This window comes from Myxococcales bacterium (assembly GCA_016706225.1).
In the GTDB taxonomy this organism is placed as follows: Bacteria; Myxococcota_A; Polyangia; order Polyangiales; family Polyangiaceae; genus JADJKB01.
Genome location: JADJKB010000005.1, coordinates 546,223 through 570,745, shown reverse-complemented (window position 1 = coordinate 570,745; position 24,523 = coordinate 546,223). Strand labels below are relative to the sequence as shown.

Below are 24,523 nucleotides of genomic sequence, written 5' to 3'. Positions count from 1 at the left end.
CCCGCCGCAACGCCTGGCGCCCCCAACGCACCAGCTGCTGTCGATCCCCGCGCGCGCAGCGCTGCGGCGTGCTCCCGTGGAGACCCCGCGCCTCTTGCTCTGTCCCATCGACGCGAGCGACGGACAGGACTTGTGGCAGGCCGTCGATGGCTCACGCTGGCACCTGGAGCGCTGGCTACCGTGGGTTCCGTTCAACAACACGACCGAGGCCAGCCAACGCTACGCTGACGCTTGCGCGGCGGATTGGGACGCGGGCCGGGCCGTGCGTTTTGCCATTCGTGACCGTGCCAGCCGGGAGCTGCTCGGGGTCGCGGGGCTGGACTCGTGCATTCACCTGCACCGCTCGTGTGAGCTGGGCTACTGGCTACGTCGGGACGCAACGGGGCGCGGGCTGATGACCGAGGCTGCACGCGCCACCATCGATTTCGCGTTCGCGCGCATGGGCGTTCATCGCATGCGCTGCGCAGCCGCCACCGACAACCATGCGAGTCTGCGCGTCATCTCCCGCCTCGGCTTTCGCTTCGAGGGGATCGCGCGGCAGGCGGAGTTCGTCGGGTCGCGTTGGTTAGACCACGCCGTGTTCGCGCGGCTGGCGACGGACCCGTGAGCAGCGCGCCGCGTCCCGAGCTACGAAGGGGCCTCCGTTTTCTTCCGCTGGCGCCCCTGGCGGTGGTCGTGTTGGGCATCGCAGCCGCCATCGTCGTTTCGTGGGTCGGCATCCGGCAGCTCGACGAACAAACCGAGACCTCGGCCAGGCGCTCGGCAGAGCTCTTGGCTCGGGCGCTGGCGGCGCGCCTCTCCGCGACCGAACCCACACAATACTCTGCGGTGATCGCCCGCGCGGCTCAGCGCTCCGGCATGGATGTGGCCGTCGTGGATGCCGGCGGCCGAGTCACTCTGGGCGGCGCGTCGGCGCCCACGCCGGCAGACCTCGAAGCGAGCGGGCTTGCAGCGGATAAAACCACTTCGGCATGGGTGGTGACACCGCTCCGCGGGGGTCGAGTCGCTGTACGTTCCAGTCGTGGCGCGGTCCGCGCCGAGCGCGGCTCGCTGCTCGCGTCGGTCGCCGCCCTGACGTGGATCCTGGTCGGGGCGGCCGCGCTGGTTGCCTTCTCCATCGCCCGCGACGTCCGGTCCGACGTCGAGTACGTGCGCGACCGAATCATCGAGATGGCCCGCGAGGCCGCGGCCCCCGCAGGGCAGCTCATCCCGGTCCGCAACATCGACCAGGTCGGGATGTTGACCGCCGCGTTCAACAGCCTGGTCGAACGCTTCACTGCGGCGGAGCGCGCGTATCATCAGGATCTCGCCGGCGCTCTGGCCTACGATCGCGACCGCAGCGCTTTCTTGGCGGCGCTCTCCCACGAGCTGCGCGCCACTGAACGCGATCTTGGGCTTCGCCGACGTGCTTCTGGCCGAAGTGGACGGCCCCCTCAGCGCCGACGCGCGCGAGAACCTGGAGGTCGTGCGCGGGAGCGGCCAGCACCTGCGTGAGCTGATCGACGACATCCTCGAGCTATCGGCCCTGGAGAGCGGTGAGCTCGAGCTGTCGTGCCAGGAGGTCGAGGTCCTGCCGATCGCCGAGGACGCGGTGCGAGAAGCGCGCATCAATGCCCAGGACAAACCGCTGGAGGTACGGCTCGAGGGAGCGAGTGTATCTGCCTTCGGGGATGCCCGGCGCATCCGACAGATCTTGGCCAACGTCGTGGGCAACGCGGTCAAGTTCACCAGTGAAGGCTGCGTCACGGTCGATGTCGCAGCGGAGTCCGATCGCTGGGTGCGGATCCGTGTCAGCGACACCGGCCCGGGCATCGCCCCGGAAGACCAGGCCGGGATCTTCGATGAATATCGGCAAGCGGGGGACCTCGCGGCGCGGCGCGCGGGTTCGGGCCTGGGTCTGGCGATCACCAGGCGCCTGGTCCAAATGCACCACGGCACGATCGACCTCGAGAGTGAGCTGGGGCAGGGCAGCGTCTTTCGCATCTGGCTGCCCCGGCGAGCGCCGGACCCGGTGCCCGGGGAGGACGAAGCGTGAGACCTCGTCCCCACGAGCTGCTGGTGCGAGTGCTCGGCTGGCAGCTGGCGTTTGCGATCGGAACGGCCGTGCTCGTCGCGCCGCTCGTTCCCCGACTCTTGCTGCTGGCGGGCGACGTACAGGCCGCCATCACGCGTGTCCTTCTGTATGCGGTCGGAACGGGTGGCGTCGTGGCGCTCGTTCACAACGCGGTGGTGCTCAACCGCCACCGTGACCTGCTCGAGCAGCTCCGGGCGGGTTCTCGCGACGTCGCTTCGACGGACGTGGCCGCGCTCGCCGACGACGGCGGTCGCATGGTCACGGGGTGGCTCGCGCCGCCGCTCGCTGGGCTGGCCCTGACCGGCACACTCTTCCGGCCCTCGTTGATCGACCTGACGACCGGAGTCAGCGCCGCGCTGCTCGGGACGGTATTCGTCGCGGCGGCCAGCCTCCCGCTCAGTGTGCTGACCCGAGGTGCGTTCGCCCGCACACTCGAGCGCGCGCCACCGGACGCCGTGCGCTCGGTGGTGGACCGTGAGGAGAAGCTGGGCTCCTTGAAGCGGCACATTCCGCGCCGCCTGCTGTTCGCGGTCGCGCTCCCGGTCGCCTTCATCTCCATCGGCGCAGGGCTCGTCACCAACGCCGTGGTGCGGCGCGCCGACGAGCGTGAGCGCGAGTCCGCCGCCCGACTCCTGTCGCGCGCAGCGCTCGACGCAACACCGGGAACGCTGGAGGCCGCTGGTGTAGAGGAGGCCATCCTCGTCGCCGAGCGCGCAGGTTACATCGTGACGCTCAATCGCTGGGTCGCGCCGGCGCACACGAGCCACGAACCCGGCGGGGCGATCGAGGTCTCGACCCCCATCGAACAGGGCACGGCGCACGTCCGGTTTGGAGCCTCGATCTTGGGGGTGTTCAGCCCCGTCAGCATGGTGGTGGCGCTGCTCGCCATCGCTTTGGCCGCCGTCTTCGGCCTGGCGCTCGGACGCATGTTGCACGACGACATCGCCATCGCGACGCGCGGCGTGCGCCTGCTCGGCACCGACACCGTGATCGGCGGCAACACCCGGGTGATGCGTCCCGTACGCTTCCGGCTGGTCGAAGAGCTGGGCCTCGCCATCGAACGTCTAGCCGACCGTTATCGGGTCTTCGCCCGGGCGCAGGAGCGCGCGATCGCCGCGCGCGAGAGAGCCGCACGCATGCGCGGCCTGTTCTTCGCCAGCGTGAGCCACGATCTGAAGAGTCCGCTGAATGCAATCTTGGGGTTCACCGATCTGGTACGCGATTCGGAGGAGCTCAGCTCCGGCCAGATCGAGAGTCTCGATCTGGTCGCCCGACGCGGGCGGGAGCTGCTCGCGCTGATCGAGACGATCCTCGATGCCTCCCGCGTCGAGGCGGGACAGCTCACCCTCGTGCGCGAGCCCGTGCGTGTCGCCGATTTGTTCGACGAGGCGCTGGCCAAGGGGCGCGACCTCGGCGGCGACGGGCAGGTGGAGGTCGTCGCGGAGATCGTCGAGGGTGTGCCGGAGCTCAACGTCGACCGGCTGCGACTGACACGAGCCCTCGCCACCATCATCGGCCACGCGCTGCGCTCGAGCGAGAAGTCCCACGTGCGCATGCGCGCCGCGCCATCGCGGGCCGGGGGCGCACGGGTCGACGTCGAGATCCCGAGCACCCGCCTCGGGGCGCGGGAGCTGGCGAGCATGCTCGACCCGAACCCGAACCCGGGCGAGCGGGAGCACCGCGGGCTGGCCCTCGGGCTATCGCTGGCCCGCTCGGTCATCGAGCTGCACGGCGGCACCGTCACGGTCACCGATCGCGGCCAAAAAGGCAGTGTGTTCACCGTGCGGATCCCGCTCGGCCCCGCGGCTTGACCGACAATCCTGCTTTGTCGGCTGGTCCTGTGCTCCCTATGATTGCCGCATGACGGATCTCGACCAGATGGACGCCACCGGCCTCGCAGAGCTGGTGCGAACCAAAAAAGCGACACCCCTGGAGCTGGTCGAACACGCCATCCTTCGCATCGAAAAGCTGAACCCGAGCATCAACGCCGTGGTCACGCCCATGTTCGACGAGGCACGCCGCGCCGCAAAGGGGCCAATCCCCGATGCCCCCTTCGCGGGTGTCCCGTTCTTGGTGAAGGACATCTTGGCGTCGGTCGAAGGGGTGCGTTTCACCTCCGGCTCGCGGCTGCTCTCGGACTTCATCGCTCCCGAGGACAGCGTGCTGGTCGAGCGCCTGCGCAAAGCCGGCTTCATCTTCGTCGGCAAGACCAACGTGCCCGAATTCGGTTTCCTCCCCACCACGGAGTCGATCCTGTTCGGGGCCTGCAAGAACCCTTGGGATCTCACGCGCTCGACCGGCGGTTCGAGCGGCGGTTCGGCCGCAGCGGTCGCCGCGCGCATGGTGCCCGCGGCGCATGCCAACGACGGCGGCGGCTCGACCCGCATCCCCGCCGCGTGCTGCGGCCTGTTTGGTCTCAAACCCACGCGCGGACGCACCACCCTCGCCCCCGCCTTGGGCGATGTGATGGGAGGACTCGTGGCCGAGCACGCGGTGACCCGCTCGGTGCGCGACAGTGCCGCCATTCTCGACGCGACTCACGGCCCGTCCATTGGTGACCCGTACTTTGCGGTGCCTCCCGTCCGCCCTTACGCGGAAGAGGTCCGGACCGCGCCAGGCCGATTGCGCATCGGAATTTCAGGCCAGTCCATCAGCAACGTGCCGGTGCACGACGATTGTCTCGCCGCGCTCGAAGCCACCAAACAACTTTTGATCGAGCTCGGTCACGACGTCGTCGACCGCGAGATCTTCCTGCCAGCGGACATGTTCCTGGAGGCGTTCAGCGTGCTGTGGACGGCGGGTGCTGCTGCCACACTCGCCGGGCTCTCGTTGATGACCGGACGCATCGTCACGCCGGAGAACGTCGAGCCGATGAGCCTTGCACTGGCGGAAGCAGGGAAACAACGCGGCGCCCACGAGTACCTGGTTTCGATCGCCATCCTTCAGCGCCTCAGCCGCGAGTGGGCGAAACAGCGGGCGGATCTGGACGTCCTGGTCACCCCGACGCTGGCGCAGCCACCGCTGCCGCTCGGCAGCTTCGATCAACCGGACAACCCCCTGGCGGGACTGTTCTTGGCCGCAGAGTACGCGCCGTTCACACCAATACAAAACATGACGGGGGAGCCGGCGGCGAGCCTGCCCCTGCACGTCAACGCCGACGGGTTGCCGATCGGCGTGCAGCTCGTCGGCCGCTACGGAGACGAGGCCACGCTGTTCCGTCTGTCGGCCCAGCTCGAGGAGGCGCGCCCCTGGGCTTCGCGCATTCCAGCCATCGCGCGCTGATCGCCGCGTCCCTGCTCCTGTTCGGGTCCGGAGCGCGGGCGGAGCCAACTTCGCCGCACAAACCGCCGCCGACGCCCGACGACTTGTCGGGCGTCGAGCGACAAGAATCGGAGCCGGGCGACGCCGCCCGGCGCGCGGCCAACGTCGTCTTGTTCGTGCCGCGGGTGGCGACGGAGCTGTTCTTCATCGCCACCGGGACCGCCATCGGCTTGATCGACGAGGAGCAGATCGTGCCCCGCGTCGACGACATGCTGAACCCGGGGGACGGCGAGGTCCACATCTTCCCAACCGCCTTCGCCGAGACCGGAGCTGGCGTGAATGTCGGCGCTCGCATCATCGGCCGCGTCGACAACGTGGCGACGACCGTTCGTTTCGGCTTCGGCGGAACCCACGACTTGGTCGCCGAATCCCGACTCCGACTCGCCTTCCGCGAGCCACTGCCCTTTGCGCTGTCCCTCGAGGCGCTGCACGACGAGCGCTCGTCGATCGGATTTCTCGGGCTCGGACAGGAGCCGGAGAAGGACACCCGCAATGCGTATCGAAGCACGGCGCCGTCGCATGGGGCGTCCTACGGCGAGCAGCGCGAACGTTTCATCGCTGGCACTGGAGTGCGGCCTGCCAACGACAGTGAGCTGTTCATTTCCACCAGCTTCACCCGCCGCCGCCTGATGAACCCGGCGGACGGCAGCGACAGCCTCGCCGATGTCTTCGAGGACGGCAGTGTCCCTGGCGCCTACGGCTTGGTGCAGACGGTCTACAGTGAGCTCGCGTTTCGACTCGATACCCGGCGGTCGCGCGCCGGTCCCGAGCCCGGATTTCTGTTCGAGACCTACGCTGGCCGCGGGGACGGTTTGGGTGAGTCCAAGCACAATTTCGTGCGGGCGGGCGGCAGGGTCGCGGGGTTCTTCCCGATCCTCTCCCGGGGCAACGTGCTCTCGCCCAAGCTCGTGCTCGACGGGCTCTCGGTGACCGAGGGGCCGGTGCCGTTCGTCGAGCTGCCTCGGCAGTCCGATTTCCGCGGCTTCGACAACCGGCGAGACTACGTGTCGGCCGTAGCCTCCCTCGACTATCGCTGGGCCATCGCTCGTTACGTTGCGGCACGCGCGTTCGGCGACGTAGCCACGGTGGCGCCGCGGGTGAACGCGCTCAGCCTCGAGGCCTTGCGCTACGACGCGGGCTTCGGCTTCGACATCTACAGCAGGAGCTCGTCGCTCGGGTCACTGGCGGTCTCGGGCAGCCCCGACGGCATGCGGTTCATTCTCTACTTCGGAGTGGCGTCGTCCTTTGGCGATCGCCAACACAGGAGCTGATGCCGCGCTCGAACCTCGAACTGGCGCTCACCCTCGCTGTCCTCTCGGCAGCCGGCTGTGCCTACCAACCGGCGCGCTTTCGGGATCAACCGCCGCTCACGAGCGCGGGGGACACTCGACCGATTGCCGTGCCACGCCGTACTCCATTCGTGGAGGCGTTCTACCTTTCGGACGTCTTCCTGCGGCGCCCCCTCGTCGACGCGCTCGATGCCGAGCGCTTCCCGTTCGCGCGCGACGTGAGCTCATTGGATGAAGTGCCACCCTCTGCCTGGTTTGCACCGTTGCCGCTCGAGCCGCGAGCATTCGAGCGCGCCTACGCGGTGGACGGTCCGCCGGTCGCACCGGTGCGGGTCGAAGGTGGAAGCAACCCGAAACGCCTGTTCGACGCACGCGGGCGCGAGTACCGGATCGTGACGGACCACCGGGGCCTGCCCGAGGTGGACACGGCCGCACAGCTGATCGCCAGCCGGCTCGTACGAGCGATCGGATACCTGACACCCGAGGCCTGGCTCGTCGACCCGAAAGACCTGGGGCTGGTTGGCGTCGGCGGCGCGAGCGCGCCGCTCTGGGTCGCCGTGCGCTGGCCCTTGGGGGCAAATCTGGGCCCGACTGACATGACCTACACGCGCAGCGACGACCCGAACGATCGGATCGCCCACCGCGATCGACGAACACTCCGCGCTTTGGGCGTCGTCGCAGCGTGGCTCGATCTGCGGGAGCTCGGGCCAACCCGCCTGGTCGACGCCTACGTCGGAGCTCCCGGACGCGGTCATGTTCGACACTTCGTCGTGGGGCTGCACGACGCCCTCGGGGCCGCGGCCCTCGCGCCCTCTCACTCCCACGAGACGGCCGTCGGGCCCGTACGCGGGAGCACCGTCGAGAACCTGTTCACGCTGGGGTTGCGGCGCCCAGCCGAGCGCCGAGCCAATCCGGCGCGCACGCTGCGGGTGTTGTCGCCAGTGGTGAACACCCACTACGAGCTGGGACACCCCTACGAACCGGTCAACCGCCTGCTTGCATCCGACGGGTACTGGATCGCAAAACGATTGGAGCAGATCCCGTCGGCGCTGCTAAAGGAGAGCGTGCGCGCCGCTGAATTCTCGGCTCCGGAGCTCGAGCGCCACGTGCTCCACGCCCTCGAGGCGCGGCGGCGGAAGCTGGTGTCCTACTGGTTCGCTCAGGTCACTCCGTGTGAGGTCGAGAGTGTGCATGGGCGAACCCTCACGTTCACCGATCGGGCGCTCCGCGCCCGGCTCGAGAGCCCGGCGATCACCCGCTATGAAGTACGGTTCCTGGGCGAAGACGGCCGCGAGCTCTCCCCTCCCCGGAGGCTGCGCACGCAGACTCATCAGCTGGTGCTCGAGGCTCCGGAGCTCGCGTCCGACTACATCGTGGTGAGGCTCACCGCGGAGCGGCGGGGAACGCGAGTGCCTCGGGCGTTCGAGGCCCATTTCAAGGCGGAGGGCGGCGAGCTGCGTCTGCTCGGCGTCCGACACTGAGCGAAACCTCACTTCAGCGCGCGATCACGACGTAGGTCCCCGCGCCGTGGCGTCCTCCGGGTCCCGCCCCACCCCAACCGGTCGGGACCGTGGGGGAGGTCCAGTCGAACAGCCACTTGCCGTCCCTGGGTGACACGTTCACGCAGCCGGCGCTCATCGGCTCGCCGAAGTCCTCGTGCCAGTACGCCGTGTGCAGCGCGAACGGAGCGTTGAAGTACTGGGTGTACGGTACGTCGGCGATCCAGAATTTGCGGTTCTCGCCGTACTCCGGGCTCATGGTCGTCGCCCGATGTTTGAAGGTGATGCGGTACACGCCGAGTGGCGTCGTGCTCATCTTCACCGGATCCTTGCCCTTGATCGGCACGCCGCCGGCACCGGGCGACGCCAAGGTGGCGTACACCGCGCGTTTGTCCTCGAACGCGATCAGGGTTCCCTGGGTGATGCTGTGCAGGATCCACTTCGACCCCGCAGCCACTCCGATCGGCAGCTGCTCCCGCTCACGGATCACCGTCGCGTCGTCCTCGGCGACCCACACGATCTGCTGCCCGACGCGTTCGCGCGTGGCGAGAAAACGCTTTCCATTCGCTTCCGCCGCGTCGACACCTGGATCGAGCTCGACGTGGCTGCGGGCCGCAAAGCTCGCTCCCGTGGGCTCGAAACCCGTCTCGACGCGCCGCAACTTGGGTCGAGGTCGAGCGCGGAAGAACGCCAGCGGAAGGCGGTTGTCCTTGCCCAGAGCCACACCTCGGAACTCGCTCACCCGGAACGGGCGCACTCGATCGGCCGGGACGACGGTTCCGTCGGAGCTGAGCAGATAACTCCGACCTTCGTGGGTGAAGGCTGCGCTGTACGCGAGCATCGAGCCGTGGGGGATCTGCCGACGCATCACCTCGAGCGGGTGCGCTTCGCCGGCGCTGCCGCCGTCGCCCAGGAACCAGGGCACGGGCCCGGTATCGGCCACCGTGCGCACCTCGGCCAGCTTCTCGTGTCCGCGATTGCCCCAGGCCTGCGGTTTGAACTTGCCCGCCTCGCCAAAGGCCGGGCGTTCTTTCTCGACTTCCTTCGCCGTGGGCAGCCGGCGGTACATCGGCGCGCCATTCGACAGCGCAAACTCGAACGGCATCAAGGTGGTCCGCGGCGCTGCTGCGGCCATGGCTCGCAACCAGCGTGAGCTCCCGCTGTCGCTCGCCGTGCGATCCATGCACACCCAACCGTAGGGTTCGACGGGCTGGTAGACACCAGCGCAGCCCGGCCCTTTCACCGGCTCGTCGGCTCGCTTGGCTACCGACTGACCCAGGCGCACGTAGCCAAGGGCGTTCTTCGTGCGTTTGGGCTCGGCATAGATCCACGTGGTCTGCCCTCGGCTCCAGATGCGCGCCTCGGGCTTGGCCGATGCCTGTTCGGCGCTCGGTACGTCCGCGAGCGCGTGTGCTGCCAACGCGAGCACGAACAGGAAGGGAACAGCGCGGGCCATGAGCAAGCGGACCTTGCCTGTCCGCACCTCGGAGGCATGGCATGGCCAGGCCGGGATGCCCAGAGTAGAGTCCGGCCGCCGATGGCCGCCCGCAAAAAGCCAGCCGATGAAGCCCCGATACCCGCCGCCGAGCGCGTGCTCGCTCCCGTCGCCGGCGGCGACGACGAACGCTTCGATCGCCTGTTCCGCCCCGAGTCGCTCGACGAGTTCATCGGCCAAGACAAACACAAAAAGAACCTGCAGGTGTACGTCGAGGCGGCCAAACGTCGCGCAGAGCCGCTGGACCACATCCTCTTGTGCGGTCCACCGGGCCTTGGCAAGACCACCCTCGCTTACATCCTGGCCAAGGAGATGGGCGTCGAGGTCTGCGTCACCAGCGGACCCGCGGTCGAGCACAAGGGAGTGCTCACCGGACTGCTCACGCGCCTTCAGCGTGGCGACGTGCTCTTCATCGACGAGATCCATCGGCTCAGCGCGCCGGTCGAAGAGGCGCTCTACCCCGCGATCGAGGACTTTCGCATCGACGTCATGATGGGGGACGGCGCCTACGCCGAGAGCATTCCCCTGGATCTAAAGCCGTTCACGCTGGTCGGAGCAACCACGCGCACCGGGCTCCTGACCAAGCCGCTCCAGGAGCGTTTCGGCGTGACCCTGCGGCTGGATTTTTATCCACCGGAAGATCTCGAACGCATCATCTCGCGCAGCGCCCGGCTGCTCGGCGTGCCGTGCAAAGCCGCCGGCGCGCGGGAGCTGGCGCGCCGCTCCCGCGGCACCCCTCGCGTCGCCAACCGGTTGCTCCGCCGCGCCCGCGACTTTGCAGAGATCGAGGGCAACGGCGAGATCGACGACGCGATCGTCGAGCTGACCTGTGACCGCCTCGAGGTCGATGGCGGAGGCCTGGACGAAATGGATCGACGGCTGCTCGGGATCTTGATCGAGCACTACGACGGCGGCCCGGTAGGAGTCGAGACGATCGCCGCGGCAATGGCCGAGCCCCGCGACACCATCGAAGACGTGTACGAACCCTACCTATTGCAACAGGGTTTCTTGGGCCGCACGCCGCGCGGTCGCGTGGCGACCAAGAAGGCCTACGCCCACCTGGGTATCGAGCTCGACGGGCGCGGCGGTCAGGGCAAGCTGTTCTGATCGGTTCTGGGTCGGTGCGCTGCGCGCCGCGCCCACGTCCAGCTCCAAGTCGCGGCGCACAAGTGGCGGGACTCGCGCTCGTGCTTGCTCGCGGACAGAAGCTCGCGCATTCTAGAGACCATGCGTCGAGTTTTGTTGGCGGTGTCGAGCCTGGCAGCGCTGGGTTGCAGCAACCTACTTGGCTACGACGACGTGGAGTTCGGCGCGACGGGCGGGAGCGCGGCAGGCGGTGCCGGTGGCAGCCAGAGCGGTGGCGCCGGCGGAGCCGCGGGCGCGGCGGGCGTGACCAGCGGTGGCAGCGCCGGACAGGCCCCAGGCGGTGGGGGCGTCGCAGGCAGCACCAGCGGCGGTGGCACGACCAGCGGCGGCGGCACGACCAGCGGAGGCGGCACGACCAGCGGCGGCGGCACGACCAGCGGCGGCGGCACGACCAGCGGCGGCGGCGGCACGACCAGCGGCGGCGGCGGCACGACCAGCGGCGGCGGCACCACGGGCAGCGGAGGTGCAACGAGTGTGTGCGCCCGCTGGAAGGCCGACCGCGCCGACATGAGCGAGGGCACGTGGAGCGGCAGCACGGCGAGCTGCACCGCGGGCGACGTCACCGCTGCGGGTCGGGCCAACGCCCTGAAGATCGTGAACCTCTACCGGTTCCTGGCCGGGTTGCCGGAGGTCACCAACAACCCGGCGACGGATGCCCAGGCCCAGGAGTGCGCGCTGATGATGCAGGCCAACGGGCAGCTCAGCCACACACCACCCGCGAGCTGGAAGTGTTACTCGGCGACGGGCGCCGGCTCCGCGGGCAAGAGCAACATCGCAACGACGCCCGGCGTGAAGGCGGTCGATCTGTACATGGCCGATCCCGGCAACCCGACGACCATCGGTCACCGGCGCTGGATCCTGTCGAACTCGTTGGGGCCAATTGGCCTCGGTACCGCCAGCGGATATTCGTGCATGCAGGTCATCGGCGGCAGTGGCAAGGCCGCCAAACCCTACATGCCGTTCCCGCCTGCGGGTGAGGTGCCCGTGCAGATGTTCACCGCCTCATTCCAGAACCTCGACTCGACGGGCTGGACCATCCAGAGCGACAGCATCGTGCTCTCCGGCGCCCAGGTCACCGTGACCGACGCGGGCGCCAACAAACCCGTGACGGTCACCCAGTTGCTCGGGGGTTACGGCAGCAAATATGCGCTGCGCTTCAACCCGCAGGGCTGGACCTCGCAAGCCGGGCACACCTACACGGTCTCGGTCAGCGGAGTCAGCCAGCCCATCAACTACGACGTGAAAGTCGTCAGCTGTAACTGACCCGCGGCGCCGGCAAAACGCCACATTGGCCGGCGTTTTGTCGCGCGCGCCCTGACATTCCGCCCTCGGCTTGCCCCGGATCTGGCCGCCTGGGATAATCTGGATCCAACCAGGCGCCGCGCCGGCCTCCCGGACGGCGAAGCCACAACCGCGGACGAACGCCACGAGCACTCAGAGCAAAGCCCTCGGAAAATACCGACTGATAGCCCGCCTTGGACAGGGCGGCATGGCGGAGGTGTTTCTGGCGGCCGCGGCCGGCCCGGCGGGTTTCAACAAACTCCTGGTCGTCAAGCTGATGAAGCCGGAGTTGCTCGAGGAGCCCGAGCACAAAGCGATGTTCCTCGACGAAGGCAAGCTCGCCGCTCGCCTCAATCACCCGAACATCGTCCAGACCCACGAGGTGCAGATCGAGGGTGACCACTACTTCATGGCCATGGAGTATCTCGACGGGCAGCCGCTCCACCGCATTCTCCGCCGCGCCCACAAGACCCAGACCTACTTGCCGCTGCACTGGCACCTCCACTTCCTGTGTGAGGTGCTCTCCGGCCTCGAATACGCGCACGAGCTCAAGGACTACGACGGCACGCCCCTCAAGCTCGTGCACCGCGACGTCACTCCGCACAACGTCTTCGTCACCTATACCGGTCAGACCAAGCTATGCGATTTCGGCATCGCCAAGAGCATGGTCTCGTCGGTCGAGACCCGCGCCGGCATCCTGCGAGGTAAGGTCGCCTACATGCCACCCGAGCAGGTGCTCGGCGCCAAGGTCGACCACCGCGCCGATCTGTTCTCCGTGGGGGTCATGCTCTGGGAGGCCATCACGGGCACGCGGATCTGGGACGGCTACGCCGAGATCCAGATCATGCAGGCGCTGAGCCAGGGCGAGATCCCCAAAGTATCCAGCGTGGATCCCAAGGTCGATCCGGAGCTCGAGCAGGTCGTGAACCGAGCGTTGGCGGCGCGCCCGGAAGATCGCTACCAAACCGCCCACGAGTTTCGCGCGGCCCTGGAGAACTTCCTGTTCAGCCACACCGCCCGAGTCGATCCGCGCGCGCTCGGCGACTGGATCGGGAAACAGTTCGAGAAAGAGCGCGCCGGACTCCAGTCCGTGATCCAAGATCAACTGACGGGTCGCCGCGAAGCACCAACGAACTTCGACTCGTTGCCCCCCGCACACGTGCTCAACAGCGACTCGAACCCCTCGCGTTCCGCCAGAGCGCAGTACCTCGGGTCCGCGCCATCGGGCGTGGGCACCTCGGGCGGCGCGATGCAGCTCGGAAGCCACACCATCCCCTCGGTGGAGGTCCAGGCCCCGCGACCCCGGCGGACCTACGCCGCGGCCATCGGCGTCGCGGCGGCACTGTCGGTGTTTCTGGTCGTTGCCGGCTCGGTGCTCGCCATTCGCATTGCCAACCGACCCGAACCCCAGAGCCCGGATGTGGAGCCGGTGAAGCCTGTCGCCGCGACCGACCCCGGCGCCAACACTCGGGCGCCGACCACGGCGCCGACGGCCACCGGAGCGTCCGCCCAGGTCCGCCTGCGGGTGGTGATCGAGCCGGAGTCCGCAAAACTCACCCTCGACGGTGTGCCGGTGACGGCTCGGCCGTACGCCGCGGATCATCCGAAGAGCAGCGACGACCACGAGCTCAAGGTCGAGGCACCGGGATATGAGACGGAGAACCGGGTGATCCGCTTCGATCGCAACCTCGAGCTGCAGATCGCCCTGAAGAAGCTCTCCGGCAAGGGACCCCGTGGGCCAGTCATCGCGGCGCCACCGCCCAAGCCGGACGAGCCGGAGATCAAGCTCAAGAAGAAGCCGCCGTCGACTCAGCTCGATCCGGACGACCCATGGAAGTGACCCGCTCGCTCTCGCGTCTCGCCGCGTTGTTCGTGGCCTGTGCAGTGTTGTTCTCCCCGACTCCGAGCTTCGCCGACGGAAGCAAGGCGGACGACCAAGCGGAGGCCCGCACTCGCTACAAGAAGGGCCTCGATCTCTACGAGGAGGGCGCCTTCGACGCAGCGCTGACAGAGCTTCAGCGCGCCTACGATTTGGCGCCTTCGTACAAGATCCTCTACAACATCTCGTTGGTCTATCTGCAGATCAACGATCACGCCGGTGCGCTTCGTTCATTCAAGAAGTACCTGGCGGACGGCGGCAAAAAGGTCGATCAAAAACGCCGAGCGGAGATCGACAAGGAGATCGCCAAGCTCCAGACCCGCGTCGCCAGCGTCGACGTCAAGGTCAACGTCGATGGTGCGCAGGTCAGCCTGGACGACCTCGAGGTCGGCGAGACCCCGCTGGACCAGCCACTGACCGTCAACGCGGGCAAGCGCAAGATCAGTGTGTCCAAGAGTGGGTACGCAACGGTGAACAAGGTCGTGGTGGTTGCCGGTGGTGACAAGAGCTCGCTCACGCTGGAGCTGCGCCAAGGCTCGAGCCCCGCCACGCCGCAAACAGGGGGCGTCACCAAACCGAGACCGAGCACTCCGGAGAAGAAGCGGCCGGAGGCCGATTCCGGGCGCGAGATCCCCTGGCTCTGGTGGGGTGTGACTGGAGGCCTGGCGACCGGGACGGCGGTCTTTGGTGTGCTCGCCCTGGGCGCCCAGAATGATCTCGACGCGAAGAAGAAACACCCAGCCAGCAAACAATCGCTGGACGACTCTGCATCCAAGACCCGGACGCTGGCCATCGTGACCGACGTGTTCTTGGTCGGCACGCTGGCCGTCGGCGGTTACGCCTCCTACCTGACCTTCATCAAGTCGCCGGACGACCCCAAACACGACAAGTCCGCGACGAACGTGGTCGTGGGTGTGGGTCCAGGCAGTGTCAGCGTGGCCGGCACGTTCTGAGCGGGCGCGCCCGGCCGCTCCCAAGCTCGGCAAGTTTCCCGGCTCGTTCAACGAACCCAGCATCCATCCGAGCGGAGCGTGTGTGCTCAGCTCGAGCTTCCGGAGCCTGGACTGGCAGACACAGGTGGAAGATCTCGATACCGGCGCGCTCTTCGACCTGCCCGTGACGAGTAGCCTGGTGCGCTGGATCGACTGACCTTCACGTCACGGGCACACGTCGTCCCGAAGCGGGGCGCGTGTGCGAAGGAAGGTCACGAAATCCACGTTCGGGATGACGACGTTCAACACGTGGAGGTGTGCGCCGTCCGCGTCCTCCGTCAACGCCAGACCCTCGGCCTCCGACTTGGGGGTATCGAGACCAAGGAGCTTCATCACGATCCCTGTGTCGAGATCGATCTTGTAGATGGACTTGTCGTCGTTGTCGCTGGCAGCGTAGAGCTGCCCTCGAAACACCTTGGCACCTTGGATGCGCCCGATCGGCGGCTCGAGCGGCAGCGCCTTCACGAGCGCCAGGTTTGCCAGGTCGTAGACGTTGATGTGGTCGGTGGGATCCCAGTCCGCGCTGTAGAGGCGCTGGCGAGGCCCATCCACACAGACCCAAGGCACACCTTGCAGTTGCAGCTCCTCTGGTAGCAACCGACCGGGGCCCGTCGGCTCGAGAGTCTCGAGGTCGTAAGTCACGACGAACGGGTGCAAGAAGTCGGGTTTGTCCTCGATCGAGGCGTAGAGCAGCCCTTCGTGAACATCGATGTCGCCGATGTGTTTGCCGCCGAGCTTGAAGATGTCCGTCGGGATCGGCGCGAAGTTGTCGACCTCGGCTTCGAACGCCGAGTTCGTGCGCTGCAGATGGTTGGCCGACGAAAAGAACCAGCGCTTGCCATCGGTGGCCGTGCCCTGCCCACGATAAACGGAGTCGGGGAAGAAGAACGTCGGCGAATTCTCGCCCTCCCACGCTTCATCGTTCACCTGTCGGATGAACCGTTCGAGGGCCAGCGCCGAGTCCATGAGTTTTGCGCTCGGACGGAGGACCTGGAGTGACGCTTCGAGCGCGGGCTCATCGAGCTCTCCCACCACCGTAAGGTTCTCTGCTTTGGGGACGTCCGGCAGACTCACGCCGTTGTCCAGGTCGTCGTCCTCGTCCAGGCTGAAGACGGCCTGGAGCACCCGCAACAGCGGCGCGCCGACGTCACAGCTCTGCCCGTTGGCCAGCTGAAACGGGCTCACGCGCGCGGCGCCCGTCACCGGTTGGAAGCCGAGTGCACCGACCGAGAAGCGCACACTCTGACCCGTGCGATACCGAAACCGACCCTCCGCATCGGTGGTGCCGACATGCCCGGCGGTCTCGTAGTGCATTCCGCGGATGGCGCCGGGGAGCGGGCCGAGGCCGCCCACCAGGGAGCCGGTGCGTTCGTCATCCTCCGGAGCAGACGTGCAGCCCAGTACCACGAACGAGAGGCCGACGACCTGGACGGCCAACCACAGCTGACGCGCACGCTTCACGTCGGCAAGGTTATCACGCCGCGCTCGCTCGAGCCGCCCGCCGGTTCAGTTGCAGTTGACCCGCGAACCTTCGACCTTGTTGGTGGCCGAATTGTAAAACTGCCCGCTCGACGCAAACTTGTTCGCCGCGTTGATGCACCAGACGTCGACGTCCGCCGGAGCCTCACCCTTGTTCACGTCGAAATCCGGAGGGCCGGACACACCGTCGTAGTCGATGGCTCCATCCTGATTGAGCAGCGCACTGAAGGCGGTGTTCAGCTGGTTCGGACCGGCGGGGATCGCCACCCCGCCGACGGTGCGAGCGAGTCCCAGGTTCGCCGCTGCGCCGGTCGCCGGCACATCGCTGGTCGCGACCAGCGCATACGCAGCGAGGTAGGCGGCGTCGTAGGCGTGCTCCGCGTAGGTCAGGGGATCTTCGTTGGCGTAGAACGCCTTGAAGCGACTCTTGAACGCCTGGTACTGGGCCGTCGTTCGACCCGGCGCAGTGCCAAAAACACGCTGTCTCAGCGTCGCGTTGCTCGAGACCGAGTCGAGCAGTTGCTGGATCTTCCCGCCGTCACTGATCGCGTAGTAGCGCTTCAGCGCGTTGCCGTCGTCCTTGAGCACCCCAAACAACTCGGTGACCGTCTCTGTCGTGCCGACCAGCAGCACGATGTGCGGGTTCATGCTCGTCACCGCCTGCAACTCGGCCGAAAAATCCGTGGCGTCGGGTTTGTAGTCGATGCGCAGGAAGTTGTCGCCGTTATCGTTGGCGGCCTTTCCGTTGAACTTGATCAGCGCGCTGGCAGCGTTGGCGAGCCCCGTGCCGTAGGCGTCCCCGAGCACGGTCATGGCCACACGAATGGGGGTCCCCGCCGGAATGCTCTGCTCAATCCGGATCTCGGACTCGAGATCTGTGACCAGTGCTGCCATTGGAATGGCCTGAAGGGCGTCCGACGGGCAGGTGCGCCAGACCAGACCCTTGTCGTTCAGATCGGTGATGGCAGGGCTCGTGGCCGAAAACGAAAACAGCAGCGAGCCCGCCGGGATCGTGACCTTGGTCGCGATGTCGAGGGTGACACTGCTGAACGCCGGCCCGAAGATGATGGGCGCCCGGACTGTCTTCGCCAGATGCGAGGCGGCGGCTTCCTGATCGTTGGCATCGTCGCAAGCGATGACGGCGACTCGCCGCCGCTCGGTGCTGTTCTTGACGGGCAGGCCGACCGCGCTCTGCTCGAACTCGTTCAGCGCGAGCTTCACACCCTTCCACGCCGGCACACCGCTCGAGATGTCCGCCCCGCTCAACGGACCGATGAACCCGAGCACGATGGTCTGGTCGTCGGTGAGGGCGTCCGCCGGAAAGACCTCCGCGCAGTCTGGCGTGGTGAGCTGCACGCAGGTCTTCCCCGGGCGCCTACAGATGGAGGGCGCGCCGCCGAAGCGAGCGCTGCACTCGGCGTTGGTCTCGCAGTCACCCCCGGCGGAGCAGACCTTGTCCTTGGTGCAGACCGAGTCGGCAAACTCGGGGCCTTTCTTGAAGCAGTCGTCGCTGGTCTCGCACTGGGCAACGTCGGTATCGACCACCAGGTTGCACGAGCTCGTGACGGTCGCCGCGACGGCGGCCAGCGCCAACACCGCCCCGGCCAGCCGCGCGGGCCGCGACGAAAACCCCACTGTCTGCCGGACGTTCATCCCCAATCGGCAAAACCGTAGCACGAGTTCAGCGTAGGCCTAAATCACCGGCCGATGCCCCGCACGAAGCGTCTTCGGATCGAGGCCGAGCAGGCGCGCCGCGTTCTCGTGAAGCACCTTCGACCGGAGCTCCTCACGCCCGACGCTGGCGATCAGCAGCTTCGCCAGCGGAATGGCCTGGTGATAGAAGGGCCAGTCGCTGCCGAACATCACCCGCTCGGGGTCGGCGCTGTCGAGGATCTTCCGGACGTTGCTCAGCGATTGGCTGGAGATCTCGAGGTAGACGTTGGGGTAGCGCCGCGCGATCTCGAGCCCGAGCTCCAGCTGCAGTGCCCCCGAATGGCCCAGCACGAAGGTCGTGTCCGGGTTCTTCTCGATCGGGCGAAAATAGTGCCGGACCTGGGACAAACGCCGCCCGAGTCGGGTCTCGATGTCGACTGGCCCACAGTGAAACAGCACCGGCAGCCGATGTTTGCCGCACAAGCCGTAGAGCTTCATGGCGCGCGGATCGCCGGGCAGCACGGTCTGGACGGCCGGGTGCACCTTGATGCCGCGTGCGCCGAGGGCGATCTGACGCAGGAGCTCCTTCTCCATGCCGGGCCGGTACGGGTGGACCGAGCCGAAGACAACGAGGTCGTCATGGCCCTTCGCGGCCTTCAACCAGTCGCCAGCGTTGTCGCTCAGCACCGGGAAGTCGATGGCCAGAAGCACCGAGCGCACCACACCGAGCCCGCGCATCTCCCGTTCGAGGTTGGGCACCGTGTGTGTCCGACGCATGCCGCCAGATTTGAAGCTGCCGAAGGCCAGATCTCGTTCCAGCCGCTTCATGTCGGTCGGGGAGAAGTTCCGATTCGCGTACACGTCGAGATCGAGCCGGCGCTCGACCGGAAGGTAGTGCTCCGTCACGGCGTGTTCACGTCCAAGATCCACGCGTTGAGGCACGATGAACGAAAGCGCCAGATGGGTGTGGACGTCGACGGTCGGTCCGATGCTCTCGTCCGCGAGCACGAGCTCGTTGCCCACTCGGTCGAACCAAGGCAGGCGCGCCAGATCGAGTGTGCTGTCGAACCGGGTCGGAAAGTCGGCCATCGACCCGAGGCTAGTACGACCGCTCGCGGCTGGGGAAAGGGTCGGGCCCCGACGCTGGTCGTCGCCGGCGCGCAATGCTAACCGAGGCACATGACCACCGAGATCGAGCGCGGGCGTGCGGCGCTGCTCGCCTGGGACGCGGACAAACCCAAGAATTTCTTCACCTGGGACACCAACCTCTCGCGAGTGCTGTCACTCCGACTGGGGAAGGAGCGCTTCGGGGAGGAGCGACCTCGGCTGGAGCAAGCCGGTGAAGCGGTCGCCACCCGGCTCCGGCAGCTGGCCGTCGACACGAACCACGACGCAAATCTGCCGCGGCTCGAGCGCTTCGACGGGCTCGGTGTGCGACACGAGCAGGTGGTCTTTCACCCGAGCTACCACGAAGCCGGCCGCTTGATCTGGCAGACCGGCGTGCTCAGCGACTACGCCAAGCCGGGCAACGAGACGCTGCAGATGGCTCTGCTCTACCTGTTCGCTGAGGTGGGTGAATCCGGTCATCTGTGCCCGCTCGCCTGCACCGCGGGCATGATCAAGAGCATCCAAGAGCTCGGTACCGACGCGCAGAAGCAGAAGTACCTGCCGGGTCTGCTCGAGCGCGACTACGACCGCCGCCTCCACGCCTCGCAGTTCTTGACCGAGGTGCAGGGCGGCTCCGACGTCGGGCTGAACGCGGTGGTCGCTCGGGCCGAGGGCGGCGGCTACCGGTTGTATGGCGAGAAGTGGTTTTGCAGTGTGATCGACGCCCAGCTGTTCTTGATGACGGCAAGGCCCGAAGGCGCGCCGGCCGGCACACGCGGTCTCGGGTTGTTCATCGTGCCGCGGAACGTCGACGGCGAGACCAACCGCTTCAACGTGCGGCGCCTGAAGCAGAAGCTCGGGACACGCGCGATGGCCAGCGGCGAGGCGGATTTCCTCGGGGCCTGGGCCGAACCGGTGGGTCCACTCGACCGCGGCTTCAAGAACGTCGTCTCCATCGTGCTGAACACCTCGCGTCTGTACAACGCAGTGTGCTGCTCCGGTGCCATCACCGGCGCCTATCGCGAGGCGGCGAGCTTCGCCCAGCACCGTCGCGCGTTCGGCGAGGCGATCGCCAGCTTCCCGCTGGTCAGCGCGACCCTCGCGGAGCTGAAGGCGGAGGCGCTGGCAGCGCTGGCCGGCTCGCTGCGCATCGCCGCCGCCGCCGACCGTATGGCCGGCGGTCAGGCCAGCGACGACGAGAAGCTTGCCTGGCGCGTCGCCGTCAACGTGAACAAGTACTGGACCGCGGTCCGCAACACCAACTGCGCCCAGCGCGCCATCGAGATCCTGGGCGGCAACGGCACGATCGAAACCTTCTCACCACTGGTCCAGCTCTACCGCGACTCGATGGTGCTCGAGAGCTGGGAAGGCAGCCACAACGTGTTGGTACAGCAGGTCCTGAAGGACTCGGCGCGCTACGGCGCGCACCTCGCGTTCGGCAAGGAGCTCGGCGAGGCCCTGAAGCGGCTGTCACTCCCGGCAGAAGACCAGCCGCTGATCGAGCGCGCCCAGCAGGGTCTGGCGGCGCTGGCCCATGGCTTCGAGCGCATCTCCGCAGGGGAGGGTGACCAGCGCTACGGTCGCTTGCTGGTCGATCAAGCCGCCGCGCTGCTTCAGGTCACGGCGATGCTCGAGGAGCTGGCCGCGTTCCCGGACGACGCTCAGAAACGCGCTGCCATCGCGGTCACGGAGGATCGGTTCGTGAAGCGCGAGCTCGCTCCGCCAAGCCCAATCCGAGCAGCGCTGGTGGAACAGCCCGGATTGTAGGCTCAGAGTGCTGGCCCCCGAGGCATCAGCGCGCGGCGCACCACGAAGCTCACGTCGTCGTTCATGTGGGCGGGATAGAGCCGCGTCGGGTGGTCGCGCGCCCAGATGCGAAACACCTCGTCGGCAAAGCTCTGGCTCACCCACTCGACGCCGCTGAAGTCGAGCACGACCTCGCTCAAGCGCTCGAGGCCCGCGAGCAGCCTCTGCGCTTCGCTCCGCGATACCAGACGGGAGCCGACGGAAAACAGCCGCACCGCCAGCTTCGTCCGGGCGAAGGCGTGCTCGAGCGTCACCTCCGCCAGCGCGTCTCTCAAGCGCCGATCGGTGTCGAGGTCGATCTCCGCTCGTACGTGAGTGCCGACGCCGGTAGCCCGGCGCTCGAAGCCGGACTCGCCGCGGCGGTGAGCCATGCGAAACACGAGGCCGTTGGCCGACAGCTCGAACTGATCCACCGTCTGGGCCACGAACCACAGCGCTTCGCCGCGGTGGTGATCGGGGTCGCGGGTCATGGGCCCCTTGCCGAACGCCAGCATCGCGTCGAAGGGGGTCTCGAGACCGAGCGCACGCTGCACGCACTCGAAGGCCCCGGCTCCGCGGTCGCTGACCTCGAGCCGAACGCGGTCCGTCGCCAGGCTCACCACCACGCGCACCGTGTCACTTCCCGAGTGGGTCAGAGTGTTGTCGACCAGCTCGACCAGCGCGTGCTCCAGGAGCTCACGCGCGCGGGGCGGAATGAAACCGAGGGGCGGCAGCTCAGCAACCGCGCTCCGGTACAGACTGACTGCATCCGAAGCCGAACACTCTCGCTCGAGCTCGACGCTGCGGCGCGGGGTCAGGTAACGAGCGCCGCGGCCCGCCCCCGAACGCACCAGCGCGCCAGCATCGACCAGCTGGCGGAGGTGGCGGTGGGCTGCCTGGCGGCTGACCCCCGCGGCGCGGGCCAGCTCCCCCGCGGACAGCGCGGGCTGTTGCCTCAGCAGCTCCAGCGCCAGCTTGCGGGTTGTCATCGCGGAAGATCGTACGGCATGTGGCAAAAACGTAAACTTCACAACGTAAATGCCAGCGCTGCTTTTCTCCTCGAAACGTAACGGGGCAACCCTCGGGTTTGCGCGTTTTGCCTCAGCATTGCCGGGGCCTCACTCGAAGGCTGTACATCGGTGCAGCGGCCGGTGACTCGGCCGCGCTCCTCGAGCGCGGCTACGATGGTCTGCCCATGAAGGTCCGCGCCACCGCCGTGGCTGCCGAGCGCGCCAACGCCATCGGTAGTGTCGAGCTCGAGTGCACACCGCACGGGCTCGGGCTGACCTATCTCGGCGTCGGCGCGTTCAGCGAAGGCTACGCCCCCGGCGCGCTCACGACGGGCACCCGCATCACGGTGCCGTGGTCCCAGGTGCACGAGGCTAGGGTCGAGGGGGATCAGCTCTTCTTCTCGCTCGATCCCGAGCTAACCCCACACCACCGCATGGTGCTCACCGCCTTCACGACCGGCGACTATGCCCACCACCGCGAGGCCTTCAAACAACGTCTGATCGTCTGGATCGCCGCGGGCGCCGCCGCCCTGGTCGCGGCCATGCTCTCGGCGCTGACCCTGCCGCGTTTTGCGCCCCGCGCGGGGGCAGGGGCAGCAATTGTCATCGCCAGCTTCGCGGCGCTCGCCATTCTGAGCGTGGGACTGCTCGCCGATCGACAGCTCGGTCGTGTGGGACTCGAGGGGGATGCAGCGCGGGAGGCGTTCGCCGTCGAGCTCTCGCGCTACCTCCCAACGCTCGTGCGGCTCCCCGCGCGGCCCGTGCCTGCCGAAAAGCCGCTGCGGCTTCCGTCCTTCGAAGGTTGGCTGCCGCGCACCACGGCCGCCGTGGTGATCACACTGACTGCCTGTCTGCTCGGCGCGGTGCTGACGGCGCGCTGGTTGATCACACCGTCGCGCGAGGCGCGCGAGGTCGCCGTGCTCGCCACGGGTGAAGATCGACGTGCGGAGCCAGACCTCGAAGGACCCAAGAATGTCGCGCCGCCTTCGCCCCCCAAACCGGCATCGTCGGAGAGCGCAGCGTCTCAGCCGTCGTCCGCGCCGACCATTGCGCTCGAGGAGCGCTGCACTTGTACGCGCTCGAGCTCGCTGCTCTGGAACGCGCCCATCCCCAAGCTGGGTGTGCTGGTGCTCTCACGCAAACTGGTGGTGGGGCCGGTGCGCAAGCGGCTCGAGATCGACATCGCGGCGGTCAACAACGGCGCCGAAGATCTGCGGGAAATCGCCATGTCCATCGGGTTTTTCGAGCAGGATCCGCCCCCGTCGAACCAGCGCTACTCCGTCGCAAATCGCGCGGTGTATTTCGAGGGGCCACTGACGCCCGGCCAGGCGATCAAGTGGAACGTGGAAGCGCGCGGAAGCGCCTTCGAGGTGGACCGCCCATTGAAAGGGGAGCTGGGGCCTGGCGGGGACGGCGCGGCGCCCACGAACCTGATTGCCGAGCTGCTGAACGCGAACCACCGTCCGGTGCGGTTGCACGGCGCAATGCTGCTCGGTTACCTGGGCGACCCGCGGGCGAAGGAGGCGGCGCTCAAGCTCAAGGAAGCCATGCGGGATGACGAGGCGCCGTATCTGGACCGGCTGATCCGCGCGCTGTCGGACGTGAAGACCTGCAACCTGCGCGTGACCGGCGACGGGAGTGAGCGCAACGTGGAGGCGTGTGTGTTCAACGCCACCAGCGAAACGCGTGAGAAACTCGGGCTGCGAGTGCGGACGTTGGACGGCAACGTCAACCCGAGTGAACCGACGGAGAAGCCCCCCAACGTGGTCGCAGAGGCCACCTTCTCTCTCGCGAGTGAGCTGCCCGCTCAAGCCGGGGTGACCGTGCGGGCGAAGCTCGACGTCTCCAAGGCATCCAACCCCCCGGTGGCATTCGAAGCGTTCGCGGATCGCGTGGATCTGCTGCCCTGAGCCGAGTGGCTAAATGACCGGTCGCGTGGAGGGAGTGGGTGGCCCCCCGCCCGGTGGGGCCGCGGGCCCAAGGAAAGGGGGAAAGTGGAAGGGGGGGGGGGGGGGGGGGGGGGCGTACAAGGGGGAGGCCGGGGGTCGGCGCCGACTGCCGTGCCGCGAGGCGGACGACTCCGAGCAGGCATTCGGCCTCAGACCAGCGCAAAGGAAGGGGCGCCAGGGTGCCGCGAGAGGGCGGGGCTCGAGCGCCCCTCGGCTAACGCCCGGGACCCGCGTGCTTGTCTGAGTGGCGGCGGCGGCGCAGGGGGGGGGGGGGGGCGAGGGGGGGGGGGGGGGGAAGGCGGGGGTCCCGGGCGGGGGGGGGGAAGGACGGGGGCAGGGGCAAGGGGTGGTCTGCAAGCTCCTTGGCGCTGGGGAAAGGGAACGGGGGGGGGGGGGGGGGGCGGGGGTGTGCCGAGTCCGCAAATCGGGCAAGATGTGACCTCGGCACCTAGCGAATTCGCGGGAGCGAATTCCGCGGGGTGAATCGCGCGAAGCGCGAGAGAGGGCGCGCGGCGCCCTTTCGAGAAAGATAGTGTCCGCGCTGCGATAGCAGCGCCGCGCGGA

At 67.7% G+C, this 24,523-nt stretch carries 19 protein-coding genes; 14 read left to right on the top strand and 5 right to left on the bottom strand.

Features of this window, described 5'->3' with window-relative positions:
* Positions 1-34 precede the first annotated feature (34 nt).
* The 7 genes from IPI67_10280 to IPI67_10250 all read left to right on the top strand — a co-directional run bounded on the left by IPI67_10280 (position 35) and on the right by IPI67_10250 (position 8,165).
* The gene (locus IPI67_10280) at positions 35-607 is read left to right on the top strand and encodes a GNAT family N-acetyltransferase (GenBank protein ID MBK7580579.1); all 573 of its coding nucleotides are present in this window, start codon (positions 35-37) and stop codon (positions 605-607) included.
* Positions 604-1,494, top strand: a complete 891-nt coding sequence (locus tag IPI67_10275) for a hypothetical protein (protein ID MBK7580578.1) — start codon at positions 604-606, stop codon at positions 1,492-1,494. The genes IPI67_10280 and IPI67_10275 overlap by 4 nt, the downstream gene beginning before the upstream one ends.
* Positions 1,406-2,035, top strand: coding sequence for a HAMP domain-containing histidine kinase (locus tag IPI67_10270; protein MBK7580577.1), 630 nt, complete (start codon positions 1,406-1,408; stop codon positions 2,033-2,035). Before IPI67_10275 ends, IPI67_10270 begins: the two co-directional genes overlap by 89 nt.
* The gene (locus tag IPI67_10265; protein MBK7580576.1) at positions 2,032-3,885 is read left to right on the top strand and encodes a HAMP domain-containing histidine kinase; all 1,854 of its coding nucleotides are present in this window, start codon (positions 2,032-2,034) and stop codon (positions 3,883-3,885) included. Before IPI67_10270 ends, IPI67_10265 begins: the two co-directional genes overlap by 4 nt.
* Positions 3,886-3,934: 49 nt before the next feature.
* Positions 3,935-5,356: an amidase gene (locus IPI67_10260; GenBank protein ID MBK7580575.1), complete on the top strand. Its 1,422-nt coding sequence runs from the start codon at positions 3,935-3,937 to the stop codon at positions 5,354-5,356.
* Between the two features lie 83 nt (positions 5,357-5,439).
* Entirely contained in the window at positions 5,440-6,666 is a 1,227-nt protein-coding gene (locus IPI67_10255; GenBank protein ID MBK7580574.1) for a hypothetical protein, read from the top strand.
* On the top strand, positions 6,666-8,165 hold the full coding sequence (locus IPI67_10250) for a hypothetical protein (protein ID MBK7580573.1): 1,500 nt from the start codon (positions 6,666-6,668) through the stop codon (positions 8,163-8,165). The genes IPI67_10255 and IPI67_10250 overlap by 1 nt, the downstream gene beginning before the upstream one ends.
* 13 nt (positions 8,166-8,178) lie before the next feature.
* Here IPI67_10250 and IPI67_10245 read toward each other — a convergent pair whose 3' ends face one another.
* Positions 8,179-9,639, bottom strand: coding sequence for a L,D-transpeptidase (locus tag IPI67_10245; GenBank protein ID MBK7580572.1), 1,461 nt, complete (start codon positions 9,637-9,639; stop codon positions 8,179-8,181).
* A gap of 81 nt (positions 9,640-9,720) precedes the next feature.
* Here IPI67_10245 and ruvB point away from each other — a divergent pair, with 81 nt between their 5' ends.
* From ruvB to IPI67_10220, 5 genes are all read left to right on the top strand, one after another.
* Positions 9,721-10,785 (top strand): Holliday junction branch migration DNA helicase RuvB, encoded by a 1,065-nt coding sequence (ruvB, locus tag IPI67_10240; protein MBK7580571.1) that lies wholly within the window; start codon positions 9,721-9,723, stop codon positions 10,783-10,785.
* A 120-nt stretch (positions 10,786-10,905) separates the two neighbouring features.
* Positions 10,906-12,087, top strand: a complete 1,182-nt coding sequence (locus IPI67_10235) for a CAP domain-containing protein (GenBank protein MBK7580570.1) — start codon at positions 10,906-10,908, stop codon at positions 12,085-12,087.
* Between the two features lie 226 nt (positions 12,088-12,313).
* The gene (locus IPI67_10230; protein MBK7580569.1) at positions 12,314-13,945 is read left to right on the top strand and encodes a protein kinase; all 1,632 of its coding nucleotides are present in this window, start codon (positions 12,314-12,316) and stop codon (positions 13,943-13,945) included.
* A complete protein-coding gene (locus IPI67_10225) occupies positions 13,936-14,937 on the top strand; it encodes a PEGA domain-containing protein (GenBank protein MBK7580568.1) in 1,002 nt (333 codons plus the stop codon). The genes IPI67_10230 and IPI67_10225 overlap by 10 nt, the downstream gene beginning before the upstream one ends.
* Positions 14,912-15,133, top strand: coding sequence for a hypothetical protein (locus tag IPI67_10220; protein MBK7580567.1), 222 nt, complete (start codon positions 14,912-14,914; stop codon positions 15,131-15,133). Before IPI67_10225 ends, IPI67_10220 begins: the two co-directional genes overlap by 26 nt.
* An 8-nt stretch (positions 15,134-15,141) precedes the next feature.
* On the opposite strand, the gene IPI67_10215 is transcribed toward IPI67_10220, so the two are convergent.
* From IPI67_10215 to IPI67_10205, 3 genes are read right to left on the bottom strand one after another with little or no spacing between them, the layout of a single operon-like run.
* Positions 15,142-16,437, bottom strand: a complete 1,296-nt coding sequence (locus IPI67_10215) for a hypothetical protein (GenBank protein ID MBK7580566.1) — start codon at positions 16,435-16,437, stop codon at positions 15,142-15,144.
* A 45-nt stretch (positions 16,438-16,482) separates the two neighbouring features.
* Positions 16,483-18,108 (bottom strand): ABC transporter substrate-binding protein, encoded by a 1,626-nt coding sequence (locus IPI67_10210; GenBank protein ID MBK7580565.1) that lies wholly within the window; start codon positions 18,106-18,108, stop codon positions 16,483-16,485.
* A 39-nt stretch (positions 18,109-18,147) separates the two neighbouring features.
* Positions 18,148-19,197 (bottom strand): amidohydrolase, encoded by a 1,050-nt coding sequence (locus IPI67_10205; GenBank protein MBK7580564.1) that lies wholly within the window; start codon positions 19,195-19,197, stop codon positions 18,148-18,150.
* Between the two features lie 90 nt (positions 19,198-19,287).
* Between IPI67_10205 and IPI67_10200 the strand changes: the two genes are divergently transcribed.
* The gene (locus tag IPI67_10200) at positions 19,288-20,982 is read left to right on the top strand and encodes an acyl-CoA dehydrogenase family protein (GenBank protein ID MBK7580563.1); all 1,695 of its coding nucleotides are present in this window, start codon (positions 19,288-19,290) and stop codon (positions 20,980-20,982) included.
* 2 nt (positions 20,983-20,984) lie between these two features.
* Here the strand turns inward: IPI67_10200 and IPI67_10195 are convergent, their stop codons facing one another.
* Positions 20,985-21,989: a DUF4325 domain-containing protein gene (locus tag IPI67_10195; protein MBK7580562.1), complete on the bottom strand. Its 1,005-nt coding sequence runs from the start codon at positions 21,987-21,989 to the stop codon at positions 20,985-20,987.
* Between the two features lie 206 nt (positions 21,990-22,195).
* Here IPI67_10195 and IPI67_10190 point away from each other — a divergent pair, with 206 nt between their 5' ends.
* Positions 22,196-23,920 carry a hypothetical protein gene (locus IPI67_10190; GenBank protein ID MBK7580561.1) on the top strand — a complete coding sequence of 575 codons (1,725 nt, stop codon included), beginning with the start codon at positions 22,196-22,198 and terminating at the stop codon, positions 23,918-23,920.
* Positions 23,921-24,523: the final 603 nt, after the last annotated feature.

Bases quoted from the DNA above. Each gene is read 5' to 3' on its own strand.
- IPI67_10260 (MBK7580575.1), top strand. From the start codon at position 3,935: ATGACGGATCTCGACCAGATGGACGCCACCGGCCTCGCAGAGCTGGTG.
- IPI67_10250 (MBK7580573.1), top strand. From the start codon at position 6,666: ATGCCGCGCTCGAACCTCGAACTGGCGCTCACCCTCGCTGTCCTCTCG.
- IPI67_10245 (MBK7580572.1), bottom strand. From the start codon at position 9,639: ATGGCCCGCGCTGTTCCCTTCCTGTTCGTGCTCGCGTTGGCAGCACAC.
- ruvB (MBK7580571.1), top strand. From the start codon at position 9,721: ATGGCCGCCCGCAAAAAGCCAGCCGATGAAGCCCCGATACCCGCCGCC.
- IPI67_10235 (MBK7580570.1), top strand. From the start codon at position 10,906: ATGCGTCGAGTTTTGTTGGCGGTGTCGAGCCTGGCAGCGCTGGGTTGC.
- IPI67_10230 (MBK7580569.1), top strand. From the start codon at position 12,314: ATGGCGGAGGTGTTTCTGGCGGCCGCGGCCGGCCCGGCGGGTTTCAAC.
- IPI67_10225 (MBK7580568.1), top strand. From the start codon at position 13,936: ATGGAAGTGACCCGCTCGCTCTCGCGTCTCGCCGCGTTGTTCGTGGCC.
- IPI67_10210 (MBK7580565.1), bottom strand. From the start codon at position 18,108: ATGAACGTCCGGCAGACAGTGGGGTTTTCGTCGCGGCCCGCGCGGCTG.
- IPI67_10205 (MBK7580564.1), bottom strand. From the start codon at position 19,197: ATGGCCGACTTTCCGACCCGGTTCGACAGCACACTCGATCTGGCGCGC.
- IPI67_10200 (MBK7580563.1), top strand. From the start codon at position 19,288: ATGACCACCGAGATCGAGCGCGGGCGTGCGGCGCTGCTCGCCTGGGAC.
- IPI67_10195 (MBK7580562.1), bottom strand. From the start codon at position 21,989: ATGACAACCCGCAAGCTGGCGCTGGAGCTGCTGAGGCAACAGCCCGCG.
- IPI67_10190 (MBK7580561.1), top strand. From the start codon at position 22,196: ATGAAGGTCCGCGCCACCGCCGTGGCTGCCGAGCGCGCCAACGCCATC.